This is a genomic window from Variovorax sp. LjRoot84, assembly GCF_964254305.1.
GTDB lineage: Bacteria > Pseudomonadota > Gammaproteobacteria > Burkholderiales > Burkholderiaceae_C > Variovorax.
The window spans coordinates 570387-584091 of sequence record NZ_CAXUTE020000001.1 but is presented as its reverse complement, the minus strand read 5'-3'; the positions used below and the strand labels follow the sequence as shown (position 1 = coordinate 584091).

General features: G+C 67.2%; 12 protein-coding genes. 3 read left to right on the top strand and 9 right to left on the bottom strand.

Annotated elements, in window-relative coordinates; translation table 11 throughout:
• Window positions 1-63 precede the first annotated feature (63 nt).
• Window positions 64-3366 carry a carboxyl transferase domain-containing protein gene (locus ACSQ9I_RS03040; RefSeq protein ID WP_436312243.1) on the bottom strand — a complete coding sequence of 1101 codons (3303 nt, stop codon included), beginning with the start codon at window positions 3364-3366 and terminating at the stop codon, window positions 64-66.
• Window positions 3366-4985: an AMP-binding protein gene (locus tag ACSQ9I_RS03035; RefSeq protein WP_436312242.1), complete on the bottom strand. Its 1620-nt coding sequence runs from the start codon at window positions 4983-4985 to the stop codon at window positions 3366-3368. The genes ACSQ9I_RS03040 and ACSQ9I_RS03035 overlap by 1 nt, the downstream gene beginning before the upstream one ends.
• A 74-nt stretch (window positions 4986-5059) precedes the next feature.
• On the opposite strand from ACSQ9I_RS03035, the gene ACSQ9I_RS03030 reads away from it, so the two are divergent.
• The 3 genes from ACSQ9I_RS03030 (at window position 5060) to ACSQ9I_RS03020 (ending at window position 10314) form a co-directional block, all read left to right on the top strand.
• Window positions 5060-5716, top strand: a complete 657-nt coding sequence (locus ACSQ9I_RS03030) for a TetR/AcrR family transcriptional regulator (protein WP_436302639.1) — start codon at window positions 5060-5062, stop codon at window positions 5714-5716.
• Window positions 5717-5746: 30 nt separating this feature from the next.
• Window positions 5747-6997, top strand: coding sequence for a branched-chain amino acid ABC transporter substrate-binding protein (locus tag ACSQ9I_RS03025; protein ID WP_436294430.1), 1251 nt, complete (start codon window positions 5747-5749; stop codon window positions 6995-6997).
• 98 nt (window positions 6998-7095) lie between these two features.
• Window positions 7096-10314: a bifunctional cytochrome P450/NADPH--P450 reductase gene (locus ACSQ9I_RS03020; RefSeq protein WP_436312241.1), complete on the top strand. Its 3219-nt coding sequence runs from the start codon at window positions 7096-7098 to the stop codon at window positions 10312-10314.
• An 11-nt stretch (window positions 10315-10325) separates the two neighbouring features.
• Here ACSQ9I_RS03020 and ACSQ9I_RS03015 read toward each other — a convergent pair whose 3' ends face one another.
• From ACSQ9I_RS03015 to ACSQ9I_RS02985, 7 genes are all read right to left on the bottom strand, one after another.
• Entirely contained in the window at window positions 10326-10718 is a 393-nt protein-coding gene (locus ACSQ9I_RS03015; protein WP_436312240.1) for an iron chaperone, read from the bottom strand.
• A 13-nt stretch (window positions 10719-10731) separates the two neighbouring features.
• Window positions 10732-11100 (bottom strand): VOC family protein, encoded by a 369-nt coding sequence (locus tag ACSQ9I_RS03010; protein ID WP_436315704.1) that lies wholly within the window; start codon window positions 11098-11100, stop codon window positions 10732-10734.
• Entirely contained in the window at window positions 11100-11447 is a 348-nt protein-coding gene (locus ACSQ9I_RS03005) for a type II toxin-antitoxin system RelE/ParE family toxin (RefSeq protein WP_436312239.1), read from the bottom strand. Before ACSQ9I_RS03005 ends, ACSQ9I_RS03010 begins: the two co-directional genes overlap by 1 nt.
• Window positions 11444-11671, bottom strand: a complete 228-nt coding sequence (locus ACSQ9I_RS03000; protein WP_436308472.1) for an addiction module protein — start codon at window positions 11669-11671, stop codon at window positions 11444-11446. Before ACSQ9I_RS03000 ends, ACSQ9I_RS03005 begins: the two co-directional genes overlap by 4 nt.
• Window positions 11672-11728: 57 nt before the next feature.
• On the bottom strand, window positions 11729-12502 hold the full coding sequence (locus ACSQ9I_RS02995) for an esterase/lipase family protein (protein ID WP_436302634.1): 774 nt from the start codon (window positions 12500-12502) through the stop codon (window positions 11729-11731).
• A 72-nt stretch (window positions 12503-12574) separates the two neighbouring features.
• Entirely contained in the window at window positions 12575-13210 is a 636-nt protein-coding gene (locus ACSQ9I_RS02990; protein WP_093105131.1) for a TetR/AcrR family transcriptional regulator, read from the bottom strand.
• Between the two features lie 27 nt (window positions 13211-13237).
• Window positions 13238-13675, bottom strand: a complete 438-nt coding sequence (locus ACSQ9I_RS02985) for a phasin family protein (protein ID WP_436312238.1) — start codon at window positions 13673-13675, stop codon at window positions 13238-13240.
• Between the last annotated feature and the right edge of the window lie 30 nt (window positions 13676-13705).

Genomic DNA, 13705 nt, shown 5'->3' with positions numbered 1-13705 from the left:
CGCAAAAGCACCCCAGTTTACGGAGCCTTCGCGGCCCCCGTGTAACTCAGGGCCTTGCGCGCCTCACCAGGTATCGACGTAGGGCGCGACCGAGTGCTGTGCAGCAGCGGACGATGCCAGCCCGCGCACCAGCCAGGCGCGCGTGTCGGCGGGGTCGATCACCGCATCGATCTCCAGCGTCTGCGCCATGTGGATCGCTTCGCCGTTCGCATACTGCTGGGCCACCAGCTTCTTGAACAAGGCATCGCGTTCCACGCCCTCGGCCGCGGCCTCGAGTTCCTTGCGGAAACCAAGCCGCACCGCGCCCTCGAGCCCCATGGCGCCGAATTCACCCGTGGGCCAGGCCACGGTGAAGACCGGCGCATCGAAGCCCCCGGCCGTCATCGCCTGCGCGCCCAATCCATAGCCCTTGCGCAGCACCACGGCGAAATAGGGCACGCGCAGGTGCGAGGCCACCATGAACATCCGGCACACGTGGCGCACTTGCGCCTCGGCTTCGATCTCGGGCCCGACCATGAAGCCCGGCGTGTCGCACAGCGCGACCAGCGGCAGGCCATGCGCGTTGCACAGCTGCATGAAGCGCGCGGCCTTGTCGGCCGCTTCGACGTCGATCGCGCCGCCGAGATGGTGCGGGTTGTTCGCGAGCAGGCCCACGGGCTTGCCCTCGATGCGCGCCAGCGCCGTCACGATGCCGGCGCCGAAACCGGCGCGCAGCTCCAGCAGCGAGCCGCTGTCGGCCACGCCGCGCATCGCGGCCCGCACGTCGTACACGCGCAACCGGTTCTCGGGCACCGCATGGCGCAGCGCACGCGGATCGGCGCACTGCCAGTCGCTCGTCGGACCCTGGAAGTAGGAGATGTATTGCTTCGCCGCGGCGACCGCATGCGCTTCGTCCTTCACCAGGATGTCGATCACGCCGTTGCGCGACTGCACGCTGCTGGGCCCGATCTGTTCGGGCGCGAAGGTGCCGAGGCCACCGCCTTCGATCATCGCGGGTCCGCTCATGCCGATGTTGCTGGCCTCGGTGGCGATGATCACGTCGGCGCAGCCGACCAGCGCCGCGTTGCCCGCGAAGCAGCGGCCGTGCACGATGCCCACCACCGGCACCTTGCCCGACAGCGCCGCGAACTGGCTGAAGGTGTGGTTGTTGAGGCCGGCGACGATGGGCATGTCGGTATCGCCCGGCCGCCCGCCGCCGCCTTCGGCGAACAGCACCACCGGCAGCTTCAGCTGGTGCGCAATGCCCAGCATGCGGTCGGTCTTGTGGTGGTTGCGCATGCCCTGCGTGCCGGCCAGCACCGTGTAGTCGTAGGCCATGACCACGCAGCGCGACCTCTGGGGGCCGAACTGCTTCGCGTTGATGCTGCCGATGCCGGTCACCATGCCGTCGGCCGGCGTGTTGGCGATCAGGTCTTCGAGCGTGCGGCGGCGCGTCTGTGCGGCGATGGCGAGCGCGCCGTATTCGGTGAAGTTGCCGGGGTCCTCGGCCAGCTCGCACAGGTCCGCGATGTTGGCGCGCGCGGTGCGGCCACCCTGCGCGTGGCGCTTCGCGACCGCGGCGGCGCGGTTGGCGTCGAGCGTGGGCGCATGGCGGTCGATCACCTTCTGCAGGTCGGGCCGGATGGCATCGAAATCGTGCTCGGCGCGCGCCTCGGCTTCCACGGCCTGCGCATCCACCGCTTCGAGCCGCACCAGCGACTGGCCCTCGACCAGGTAGTCGCCGGGCACGGCCAGCAGCGCAAGCACGCGGCCGGCCGCGGGCGCGTGCAGCAGATGCTCCATCTTCATCGCCTCGAGCACGCCGAGCTGTGCGCCGGCCGGCAGGACGTCGCCGACCTCGACCTCGAACTGCACCAGCCGCGCGGGCATCGGGGCCTTGATCACGAGGTCGTTTTCCTCATCCTCCTGCGGCACGGCCACGTCGTTCGTGCCAGCGACGGGCCCTGCCGACTTCGCCGCACTCGCATCGATGTGCACGGCCGCGGCGAGCAGATCCGCCAGATGCTCTTCGACGAAGCGCGTGTGCACCTTCTGCGTTGCGAACTCGGGCCGCGCTCCGATCGCGCGCAGCAGCGCCAGGTTGGTCGTCATGCCCTCGATGGCGCATTCCCCGAGCGCGCGCAGCGAGCGCCGCAGCGCGTCGGCGAAGCTCGGCGAGGACGAATGCACGATCAGCTTGGCGAGCAGCGTGTCGTAGTGGGGCGAAGGCGCGAGGCCCGCGTAGCCGTGCGTGTCGACACGCACGCCGGGACCGGCCGGCAGGTCGAAGCGCGACAGGATCCCGCCGGACGGCCTGGCGTTGCTCTCTACGTCGAGCGTTTCGGCATTGATGCGCCATTGCACCGCGAAGCCGCACTGCGCCGCGCTTCGATTCGCATCGATGCCGAGCGCGGCCAACGGCTGCCCGGACGCGACCGCGATCTGCAACTGAACCAGGTCGAGCCCGGTGACGGCCTCGGTCACCGTGTGCTCGACCTGCAACCTCGGATTGGCTTCGATGAAGACGAAAGGAAGATTCTTCGACTGCTCGTCGACCAGGAATTCGAAGGTGCCCAGCCCCTCGTAGTCCACGGCCTGCGCCATGCGCAGCGCCGCCTGCGTGATGCGCTCGCGCAGCGCGGACGAGAGCGAAGGGCTCGGCGCGATCTCGACCAGCTTCTGGAAGCGCCGCTGCAAGGTGCACTCGCGTTCGCCCAGGCTGGTGACCGCGCTGCCGTCGCCCAATACCTGCACCTCGATGTGGCGCGCATTGCGCATCAGCCGCTCGACATAAACGCCCTCGACGCCGAAGGCTGCCTTCGCCTCGGACATGCAGCGTGCATGCGCTCCGGGCAGATCCGCCGCATTCAGCACGGCCCGCATGCCGCGACCGCCACCACCGCCGATGGCCTTCACCATGACGCCGGCACCCTCTGCCTGCTGCGCGGCAAAGAAGGCCTGCGCTTCGGCCAGCGTCACCGCGCCGGCGCTGCCCGGCATCACAGGCACATCGCACTGCTCCGCCAAAGCACGCGCACGTGCCTTGTCGCCGAAGAGGGCAAGCTGCTCTGGCGTCGGGCCGATGAAGCGCAGCCCGGCCTCCGCGCAAGCCTGCGCGAAGTCCGAGCGCTCGCTGAGGAAGCCGTAGCCGGGATGGACCGCATCGCAGCCCTGCTCGCGCGCGATTGCGATCAGCGCCGCAATGTCCAGATAGGCCGAGGGGCCCGTGGTGCCGAGCGCGATGGCCGTGTCCGCCAGTTGAACATGCAGCGCATTCGCATCGTCTTTCGCATGGACGGCAACGCTTTCGATACCCAGGTCGCGCAGCGTGCGCACCAGGCGCACCGCGATCTCGCCGCGATTGGCAATCAGAATTCTTCGGAACATCAGGGTTGGTCTTTCAGCAGCCGGCGCAGCACCTTGCCGGCACCCGTGGTGGGCAAGGCATCGATGAAGCGCACCGCGCGCGGCGCCTTGTAGCTGGCCATGTTCTCGCGCGACCAGGCGATCAGCGCATCGGCGTCGAGCTCCAAGCCCGGCTTCTTCACGACGAAGGCCTTGACCACCTCGCCCTTCTCCGCATCGGGTTGCGCGACGACCGCGGCCTGCGCCACCGCCGGATGCTTGATGAGAATGGTCTCGACCTCTTCCGGAAACACGCTGTAGCCCGAGACCTTGATCATCTCCTTGAAGCGGCCGATGAACGTGAGATAGCCGTCGGCATCGAGCTTGCCCATGTCGCCGGTGTGCACCCAACCCTTGCGCAAGGTCGCGGCCGTGGCCTCGGGCTTGTTCCAGTAGCCCTTGAAGGTGCCCGGGCTCGTGAGCACGATCTCGCCGACCTCGCCCACCGCCTTGTCTTCGCCGGTGTCGGCATCGACGATGCGGATCGTGACGCCCGGCACCGCGACGCCCTGCGTGCCCCAGCGCGGCGCGTGGTGCGGCGTGTAGGTGTCGCAGGTGTGGGTTTCGGAGAGGCCGTAGGCGGCTTCGAAGGAGGTGCAATTCTTCGCGAAGCCGCGCCATTGCGCAGCCAGCGGCTCGGTGAAGGTGATGCCGAAGCTCGTGACCGGGTTCATGCGCAGGCTAGCCAGATCGAAGCGCGTGATGCCGTCCACCTGCATGCAGGCCACGTTCATCGGCGCGATGCTGTACCACCAGTTGACCTTGTAGCGTTCGATGGCCTGCAGCACAGCGCGCGGCTCGAAGCGGTGCAGCAGCACCGAGGTGGCGCCGGTGAGCACCGGCACGTCGACCCCCATCAGCATGCCGGCGATGTGATAGAGCGGCGCGATCGACAGCAGCACGTCGCTCGCGGCAACGCCGTTGCAGTCGGCGGCGGCGCGCGTCTTGAAGAGCGCATTGCCGTAGCTCAGCATCGCGCCCTTGGGCAGGCCGGTGGTGCCGGAGGTGTAGGTCATGAGCGCAATGTCGTCCATCGAGAGCGCGACCGGCGCCGGGCGCGCGCCGCTTTGCATCACGGCGAGGAAATCTTCGCAGCCCGCCGGCACGTTGCGCGGCTCGCGCTGCGTCGCAGCGAGGTCAGCCGGGAGGTCGAGCGTCGGGTCATCCGGCAGCAGGTCGGCGTAGTGCACCACGAATACATGTTCCAGCGCACTCGCCGGCTTCACCTTGTCGACCACCGGCAAGAGCGACGAAGCCGCGACGATCACGCGCGCCTTCAGGTCATTGACCTGGTAGGCCAGCTCATGCTCCTTGTTGAGCGGCCCGCTCGGACACACGATGGCGCCGATCTTCTGGATGCCGAAGTGCGCCGCCAGGTACTGCGGGCAGTTGTTGAGGAAGAGCACCACCGGATCGCCCTTCTTCACGCCGATGGCCTGCAACCGCGCCGCGAAGGCATCGCTCGCGGCATCGAGCTCGGCGTAGCTCATCGTGCGCCCGTACCAGATGCAGGCTGCGTGATTCCCACGCTCGCGCGCATGGTTGCGCAGGTACTCGTGCAGGGGCTGCTGCGGGCGGTCGGGAAGCGCGGTTGTCTCCATGGCGTCAGTCTCACAGGGTTATCGATAGGGTTGGCCGCTTGCCATCGCCGCATGGTGCTCCAACAATCCTACCCATGGGTATAACTTCGGCGACACCGCACAAACCCCACCTGCCGCAGGGCACCGGCCGCCAGCGCGCCGCGACGCAATCGACCGACGCGCAGCGCGAGCGGATCCTCCAGGCCGCGACCGACCTCTTCGCGCGGCAGGGCTACGCGAACACCACGATGGCGCAGATCGTGCGCGCGCTCGGCGTGACCAAGCCCTTCGTCTACTACTACTTCCGCGACAAGCAGGAGATCTTCGAGACGCTCTCGTGGCGCCCCACGGTCGACTGCTTCACCTCGCTGGACTTCGCCGACGGCGACGAGCGCCCTGCGGTCGAGAAGGTCAAGGAAGGGATCGAGCGGCTGATCCGCGCCACCGTCACGCACCATCCCTGCGCCTTCTTCCCTTATCGCGAACCGCAGGTCTACCGCCCCGAGTACATCGCCGCGCAGAAAAAGCTCGCGCACCACTTCTACGACCGGCTCTTTCCGCTGCTCGAGGAAGCCCGCAGCGACGGCGACCTGGACTTCCAGGACACCCGGATCACGGCATTCGCCGCGCTCAGCCTGCCGGGCTTTCTCTACAGCTGGTACCGGCCCGACGGCCGTCTTTCCCCCGACGAGGTGATCGCCCAGTTGTCGAAGCTTGCATGGCGCGTGCTGGGCCTGCGCACAACGACCTGATCCTCACCGACGACCCCAAGGAGACAACGCATGATTTCCCTTCGCCTCGCGCCCCTCGCGTTGGCAATGCTGGCCGCATCGGGCCTTGCATCGGCTCAGCAGACCTACAAGATCGCCTACATCGACCCGCTCTCGGGCCCGTTCGCGAACGTGGGCGAGCTGATGCTCACGCACATCCAGTACGCAGTCGAAGACCTCAACGCCAAGGGCGGCGTGCTCGGCGGTACGAAGCTGCAGCTGCTGCAGTTCGACAGCAAGCTTTCCGCGCAGGAGAGCCAGAGCGCGCTACAGGCCGCCATCGACCAGGGTGCGCAGGCCATCATCACGGGCGGCTCGGGCTCTTCGGTGGTGACGGCGCTGGTGCAGTCGGTCAATCGCTGGAACCAGCGCAACCCGGGCAAGGAGCTGCTGGTGCTCAACCACTCCTCGATCGACCCTGAGATGACCGGCAAGGGCTGCAGCTTCTGGCACTTCCAGACCGAGGCCAACACCGCGATGAAGATGAAGGCGCTGGCCAACTACATCAAGAAGACGCCGGACATCAAGAAGGTCTACCTGCTCAACCAGGACTACGCGCACGGCAAGCAATGGGCCAGCTACGGCCGCCAGCTGGTGGGCCTGGCCCGGCCCGACGTCCAGTTCGTCGGCGAGGCGCTGCATCCCATCGGGCGCGTGAAGGACTTCTCGCCCTACCTCGCGAACGTGCGGCAGGCCGGCGCCGACACGGTGATCAGCGGCAACTGGGGCCAGGACATGACGCTCTTGCTCAAGGCCGCGGGCGACGCCGGCTACAACCTGCGCTACTTCAATCACAGCGCCGGCTCCGTGCCGGGCACCGTGCTCGCGGTGTCGCAGGCCAAGCTGGGCCAGCTGACCTGGGTGGCCGAATGGCATCCGGGCGAGGCCGACACGCCCAAGGCCGATGCGCTCGCCAAGGCCTACAGGGCCAAGACAGGCAAGGACTTCCTCGCGCCGCGCATCGAGTTCACGCCGCGCCTGCTGGCGGCCGCGATCAACAAGGCCGGCAGCACCGATACCGTGAAGGTCGCGCGCGCCCTCGAAGACCTGAGCTTCGACTCGGTGGTCGGCCCCGTGCGCATGCGCGCCGAGGACCACCAGTTGCTGCTGCCCCAGGTTGTCAACACCATCGCACCGGTGGACGGCAAGACGGTCAAGGTGGGCTGGGAAGGCACGAACTATGGTTTTCGCACCGACGCGGTCTACACCGGCAACGAGCTGGCGCAAGGCACGGAATGCAAGATGGTCCGACCTGCCTCCTGATGCCCTCGCGCTAAGGGATTGCCCTGCCTGCCGCGCGCAGCGGCATCGAGATACTGCGATGTCGCACGCAACGGGCTGACCGGAGGCATCAGAACACCATGGCAGGCAAGAACGCGCTCTACCCGATCCCGCATCCGGCGAAGAAACCCTTCGTCGGCAACATCCTGTCGATCGGCTCCGACTCGCCGGTGCTCGACATGTGGAAGATCGCGCAGGAGCTCGGCGCCATCTACTGGCTCGACATGCCGGGCATGCCGGTGATCGTGGTGTCCTCGGCCGCGCTGGTCGACGAGCTGTGCGACGAGAAGCGCTTCGACAAGAGCACCAAGGGCACACTGCGCCGCCTGCGCGCGCTCTCGCACGGCCTCTTCACTTCCGACACGCACGAATCGACCTGGTCGAAGCCGCACAACATCCTCTTGGCCAACTTCAGCCAGCGCGCGATGCAGGCCTACCACCCGATGATGTTGGACATCGCCGAGCAGCTCGTCACCAAGTGGGAGCGGCTCAACTTCGACGAAGAGGTGGACGTGGTGCGCGACATGACCGCGCTCACGCTCGACACCATCGGCCTGTGCGGCTTCGGCTACCGCTTCAATTCCTTCTACCGCGAGGGCTTCCACCCTTTCGTCGACGCGATGGTGCGCACGCTCGAGACGGTGCAGAACCGGCGCGGCATCCCGCTCGAGGAGCTGATGCTCAAGAAGGAGCTGGCGCAGCAGCGCAAGGACATCCGCTTCATGCACAAGATGGTGGAAGACATCATCCAGGAGCGTCGAACGAGCGGCGCCGACATCGCGACCAAGCCCGACCTGCTGAGCTACATGATCGCCGGGGTCGACAAGAAGACCGGTGAGCGGCTGGACGACCGGCAGATCCGCGACGAATGCATCGAGTTCCTGATCGCCGGCCATGAGACCACCAGCGGCCTGCTGTCCTTCGCGATCTACTTCCTGCTGAACAACCCCGAGGCGATGGCCAAGGCCCAGGCCGAGGTCGACAACGTGTTCGGGTCCGACCTCTCGGTGAAGCCCAGCTACGCGCAGGTGAACCGCCTGGTCTACGTGCTGCAGGTGCTCAAGGAATCGCTGCGCATGTTCCCGACCGCGCCGGCGATCGCGATGGCGGCGAAGGAAGACACGACCATCGGCGGCCAGTACACGATCAAGAAGCGCAACATGGTCATCATGCATGCGCTCGCGCTGCACCGCGACAAGACGGTGTGGGGCGAGGATGCGGAACGGTTCAACCCCGACCACTTCAGTCGCGAAGCCGAGCGCGAGCGGCCCGTCAATGCCTTCAAGCCCTTCGGCAACGGGCAGCGCGCCTGCATCGGGCGGCAGTTCGCGCTGCAGGAGGCGGTGCTCACGCTGGGCATGATCCTGCAGCGCTTCACGCTGGTCGATCACACGGGCTACAAGCTCAAGATCAAGGAGGCGCTCACGATCAAGCCGGAGGGCTTCAAGATCAAGGCGCTGCTGCGCGATCCGGCCACACGGCCGCGCGGCGAGGCCTCCTCGCAGTCGGTGCAGGCCGCGGTCGAGCGCCCTGCCGCCGCGAAGCCGCAGGCCGCGCGCCACGGCACATCGCTGCTGGTCCTTCAGGGCTCCAACCTCGGCACCGCCGAGGACCTGGCGCGCCAGCTGGCCGAGGCCGGCGAGATGCGCGGCTTCTCGACCCAGCTCGCCTCGCTCGACGACTATGCGGAGCGGCTGCCCGCGAACGGCGCCGTCGCCGTCGTCTGCGCCTCCTACAACGGCGTGGCGCCCGACAACGCGGCCGAGTTCCATCGCTGGCTCGACAAGGCCGACGACTCGCTCAACGGCGTGCGCTTCAGCGTGTTCGGCTGCGGCAACACCGACTGGGCCTCGACCTACCAGGCCGTGCCGCGGCGCATCGACGAGCGGCTGGCCGCGCTCGGCGCGACGCGCGTCCACGCACGCGGCGAAGGCGATGCGCGCGAGGACATGGACGGCGCTTTCCAGGACTGGAGCGATGCGCTGTGGCCGCAGCTCGTCGCGGCCTTCGACCTCAAGCAGGGTGACTACACGCCGGCGCAGAGCGAGCCGCTCTACACGCTCGAGGAACTGCCGCCGCCGCAGAAGAACGCGCTGGTCGACGCCCTGGGCGCCGTGGGCATGCGCGTGATCGAAAACCGTGAGTTGCAAAGCGCCGGCAGCAGCGATGTCGAAGGACGCTCGACACGGCACGTCGAACTGCAGCTGCCCGAGGGCGTGAGCTACCGGCCCGGCGACCACCTGAGCGTGGTGCCGCGCAACGGCCCGGCGCAGGTGGAGCGCGCGATGGCGCGCTTCGGCTTCGACCGCAAGGCGCATGTGCGCCTGCAGGCGCAACCGGGGCGCAAGGCTGCGCTGCCGGTGGACCAGGTGATCGCGGTCGACCGCCTGCTGGGCGACTACGTCGAGCTCCAGGACGTAGTCACGCGCAAGCAGATCGCCCAACTCGCGGCGCACACCGAATGCCCCTTCACGAAGCCGAAGCTGGCGGCGCTGTCGGGCGCCGACGAGGCCTCCGCGGCGCTCTACAAGAGCGAGGTGCTGCAAAAGCGCAAGTCGGTGCTCGACCTGCTGGAAGAGTTTCCGGCCTGCCAAGTGCCGTTCGCCGTGTTTCTGGAAATGCTGTCGCCGCTCTCGCTGCGCTACTACTCGATCTCCTCATCGCCCTCGGTCGACAGCGGGCGCTGCAGTGTCACGGTGGGCGTGGTGGCGGGCCCTGCGCGCTCCGGTCTCGGCCAGTTCGAAGGCGTGTGCTCCAACTATCTCTCGCGCACCGAGGCCGGCGAAATGGTGCATGGCGTGGTGCGCGAAACCACGGCCGAGGGCTTCCGCCTGCCCGACGACCCGCAGCGTCCGATGATCATGGTCGGGCCGGGCACCGGCCTCGCGCCCTTTCGCGGCTTCCTGCAGGAACGCGAGGCGCAGATCGCCAAGGGCGCGACGCCAGGCAAGGCCATGCTCTTCTTCGGCTGCCGGCATCCCGATCAGGACTTCATCTATGCCGACGAGCTCAAGAGCTGGGCCGAGCGCGGCGTGGTGCAGTTCCACACCGCGTTCTCGCGCGCGGGCGACCGCAAGGTCTATGTGCAGGACCGCATCCGCGAGCAGTCGGCCGAGGTCTGGCGGCTGCTGGAACAGGGCGCGATCGTCTACGTCTGCGGCGACGGCTCGCGCATGGAGCCCGACGTGCGGCGCGCGTTGTCGGACATCGCGCGCGAGCATGGGCAGGACGGCAACGCCTGGCTGGACAGGATGATTGCCGAGAAGCGCTATGTGCTGGATGTGTGGGCGGGGAACTGAAGTCGCGATGATCAGCTTCGCCGCTTCCCCGCTTTCGCGCTTGCCTTGGCCAGGTTCTGCTTGACCCTGAGTTTCACGATCCGCTCGATCAGCCCGTACGGCATCGGCTGGTCGAGCGGGAATCGCAGGTTGCCCTTCTCCCCCGCGTAGGCGGACACGGCCTTCTCCAGCCGCGCGTCGCCCCGCACCGGCGGATAGAAGCCGATGTGCTTCTTGAAGGCCGCGAAGTACACCAGAACACCGCCCAGCGTGAAAGCGGGGATCTGGTAGCTGATCGTCTCCTCGGCGTCGGGTGCGGCCTTCCTGATCGTCGTTCGGATCTCTTCGAGGATGGCCTGTACCTCGGGCGAAAAGGCCGCGATGTACGCGTCGATGTTCTTCGGCGTCGTCCGGGTCGTCGCCATGCTGTGCGGAAGCTCAAGCCTCCGGCGCGTGGCACACGGCCTCGACGTTGTGCCCGTCGGGACCGATGACGAAGGCGCCGTAGTAGTTGGCGTGATAGTGCTCGCGCAGCCCTGGCGGGCCGTTGTCCTTGCCCCCTGCGGCGAGCGCTGCGTCGTAGAACTGACGGACCTGCTCGCGGTTCTCGGCCGCGAACGCGATGTGAATGGGACCCGGGCTGCTGCCGAACGAGCCGATCCAGAACTGGGGTCTGCCGGGGCGGCCGAGCATGACCCAGCCTTCACCGTCCATCGCGACACCGATGCCGAGCGGCGCCAGCGCCCGGACATAGAAGGCCTTGCTGGCCTGCAAATCGCTCACATTGAAGCCGATGTGATCGAAGATCATGGCCCACCTCCATCGTGGTTCGTCCCCAAATGATGTCCAAACGCACGGACTATCGTCTCGCTCCGCCGTAGTCGGGCTTTCGGTGCTGATGGCGGACGATGAGGATGCGAATATCGGAATCGAGCTGACGATACACGACCGTGTAGGGAAATATTCGCACGGGGAAAGGCCCTGCGCCCGCTCGCGGCCGGCGTGCCGAAGCGCGGATGCTCCACCAACATCTCGGCAACACGCTCGAACTCGGCGAGGAAGCGCTGCGCCACGATGGAACCCGCGCGCTCGGAGTAAAAATCCAGAATGCCCGCGAGATCCTGCACGGCGCCTGGATGCAGAGACCAGGTCACCGCGAAAGCTTGGAGCGCAGCTGACCCATGGCCTCGTGCCCAGGCACGGCCGCGACAGCGCCGGAACTCAGTTCAGCTTCCCTTCTGTTCGCTTCGCGTTCCCAAGCCTCTTCGACTTCAGGATCCGGATCAAGACTCGCGATGAGCCGCTCGAGAAGATGTGACCGATCGGAAGGATCAAGCTTCAGTACCTCGGCTTCAAGGGCTTCGAGGTCGGTATTCACGCTGATCTCCTGGTGGAATTGCTCGATGAAGCGTAGCTTGCCACAATCGCCGCCTGCCTATTCCGGCCGCGCCGGATCAGGAAACACCAGCGGCCCGAGCGCGCCTCGATTGAAAGGCTTCCACGCCCCCTCCGGCTGCGCCAGCCGATCCGCCAACGCATAGAGCACCGCCGGATGCGCACCCAGCCCCAGGTGGCTGGCCACCACTTCGATGTTCTCCGAGCTCGGCCCGGTCTCTTCCACGCTGCATTGCCACGCGACCACGCCGTCGCTGCGGCTGAAGATCGAGGTGGTGGGCACCTTGGGCGTCGGCCGCACCTGCTTCATGCGCCGCGGGTCTTCCGAGCTCTGGCCACTCACGCCTTCGTAGACGCGCCATGCATTCGTTGCACGTGCGCTGCCCGTGAAGGGGCTCCCCAGCGTGACCACGCTGCGCACCAGGTCCGGCCGGGTCGACGCGAGCAGGCGCGCATAGACGCCGCCCAGGCTCCAGCCGATCAGGCTGACCTTGCGGCCGGTTTCGGCGTGCAGCGATTCGAGCTTTTCGATCATGCCGTCCTCGATGCCCTCGCGCGGGCCGAGGTTGCGCCCCAGGCCCCAGCCGTGGGCGTCGTAGCCGCGGCTTCGCAGATAGTGCCGCAGCAGCTTGGTGGACATGTCGCTCGCCACCAGGCCGGGCAGCACCAGCACCGGATGACCGTCGCCGCGCGGCGTCAGTTGCAGCAGCGGCCAGAGGGCGACGGCAGCGCCGGCCTCCCAGAGCGCGCGCGCCTCAGCAAGAAGCAGCAGGCGCGAGGGCGGCGGGATCGGGTTGTGGGTGGCTGCCATCATGAAGTTCTCCTTTGTCGTTCTGGGTGAATGTGCGGTCGCGCAGGCCGAATACCAGTCGGACGGCAAGCTCATTTATCGGAGGTATTTGCCCCGGAGGTAATCAAGGTAAGCCCTCGATTCGCGGGAAACGTAGGGGGAAACCAACGTCAGCGTGTAGAAGGCCGCCAGCCCCGGATCGGCCTGCTGCAGGGCGTCGCGGCCCGGCACCAGCCGCTCGAAGGAAAGCCAGCAGGTGGTGGTGAACACCATCTGCAGCGCGAGCATCTGCGCCTCCTCGGCTGTCGCATCGATGACACCGGCGGCCACCAGCGTTTCGCACAAGGATTGCGCCGCCAGCAGGTTCTGCGCCGTCAGCCCCTGCGCCCGCTGCCCGAGTTCGGGGTACTCGCCGGAGAGGTAGGCCATGTCGCGGTAGACGAAGCGGTAGGCGTCGATGGCCTCGAAGCGCAGGTGCAGCGCGAGCCAGAGGTCGTCGATCGCGCGCACGGTATCCGACGAGGCGTTGAGCAGTTCGAGCCGGTCCTCGAAGCGCCGGAACAGCCGATCGACGATCAGCTGCTTGGCCTTGAAGTGGTAGTGGAGGTTGCCGGGGCTGATCTCGAGCTCGGCCGCGATCCTGTGCGTCGACACTGCCGCGAGCCCTTGCGCGTTGAACAGCGCCAGGCTGGTCTGCAGGATGCGTTCGCGCGTCGTGTTGGAGCTGGCCACGGGCTGAAGGGCTCGAAGCGTTGAGCCTCAGCGCTTGCGCCGGCCGGATTCGATGCGCTCGAGATGCTCGAGCAAGAGGCGCATCTGCTCGCGCAGTTCCTGGATTTCCTGTGCGCTGGGCATGCCCAGTCGCTGCATCGCCGTGGCGACGCGCTGGTCGAACACGTCTTCGAACTTGCGGATACCGAAGCTGTCGAGCCCCGGAAAGCCGCGCGCCGGGGTATCGGGCTTGGGTTGCCCGATGCCGAGCAGGCTTTCGATGACGTTGGTCTGGCGCTTGACGACGTCGTTGCGCACGTTGCCCAAGGCCTTCAGGCCTGCGCGCAGCAGGCCTTGCGCGCCGGCCTTCTTTGCAGGCGCGGCGGCTGTCGTTTTCTTGGCTGGAGCCGCCTTGCGCGGCGCCGCTTTCTTGGCGGCCGCCGCCTTCTTCTTCACGCTGACAGTTTCATCGCGGCGAGTCGCCATCGTTGCTCCGGAGGACGTTGAAAGAAAGGC

What these genes read in the sequence shown, in the direction of transcription:
- ACSQ9I_RS02995 (WP_436302634.1), bottom strand. Translation starts at nt 12,502, where the DNA reads ATGATGGCAGCCACCCACAACCCGATCCCGCCGCCCTCGCGCCTGCTG.
- ACSQ9I_RS03030 (WP_436302639.1), top strand. Translation starts at nt 5,060, where the DNA reads ATGGGTATAACTTCGGCGACACCGCACAAACCCCACCTGCCGCAGGGC.
- ACSQ9I_RS03015 (WP_436312240.1), bottom strand. Translation starts at nt 10,718, where the DNA reads ATGGCGACGACCCGGACGACGCCGAAGAACATCGACGCGTACATCGCG.
- ACSQ9I_RS03025 (WP_436294430.1), top strand. Translation starts at nt 5,747, where the DNA reads ATGATTTCCCTTCGCCTCGCGCCCCTCGCGTTGGCAATGCTGGCCGCA.
- ACSQ9I_RS03035 (WP_436312242.1), bottom strand. Translation starts at nt 4,985, where the DNA reads ATGGAGACAACCGCGCTTCCCGACCGCCCGCAGCAGCCCCTGCACGAG.
- ACSQ9I_RS02985 (WP_436312238.1), bottom strand. Translation starts at nt 13,675, where the DNA reads ATGGCGACTCGCCGCGATGAAACTGTCAGCGTGAAGAAGAAGGCGGCG.
- ACSQ9I_RS03040 (WP_436312243.1), bottom strand. Translation starts at nt 3,366, where the DNA reads ATGTTCCGAAGAATTCTGATTGCCAATCGCGGCGAGATCGCGGTGCGC.
- ACSQ9I_RS03020 (WP_436312241.1), top strand. Translation starts at nt 7,096, where the DNA reads ATGGCAGGCAAGAACGCGCTCTACCCGATCCCGCATCCGGCGAAGAAA.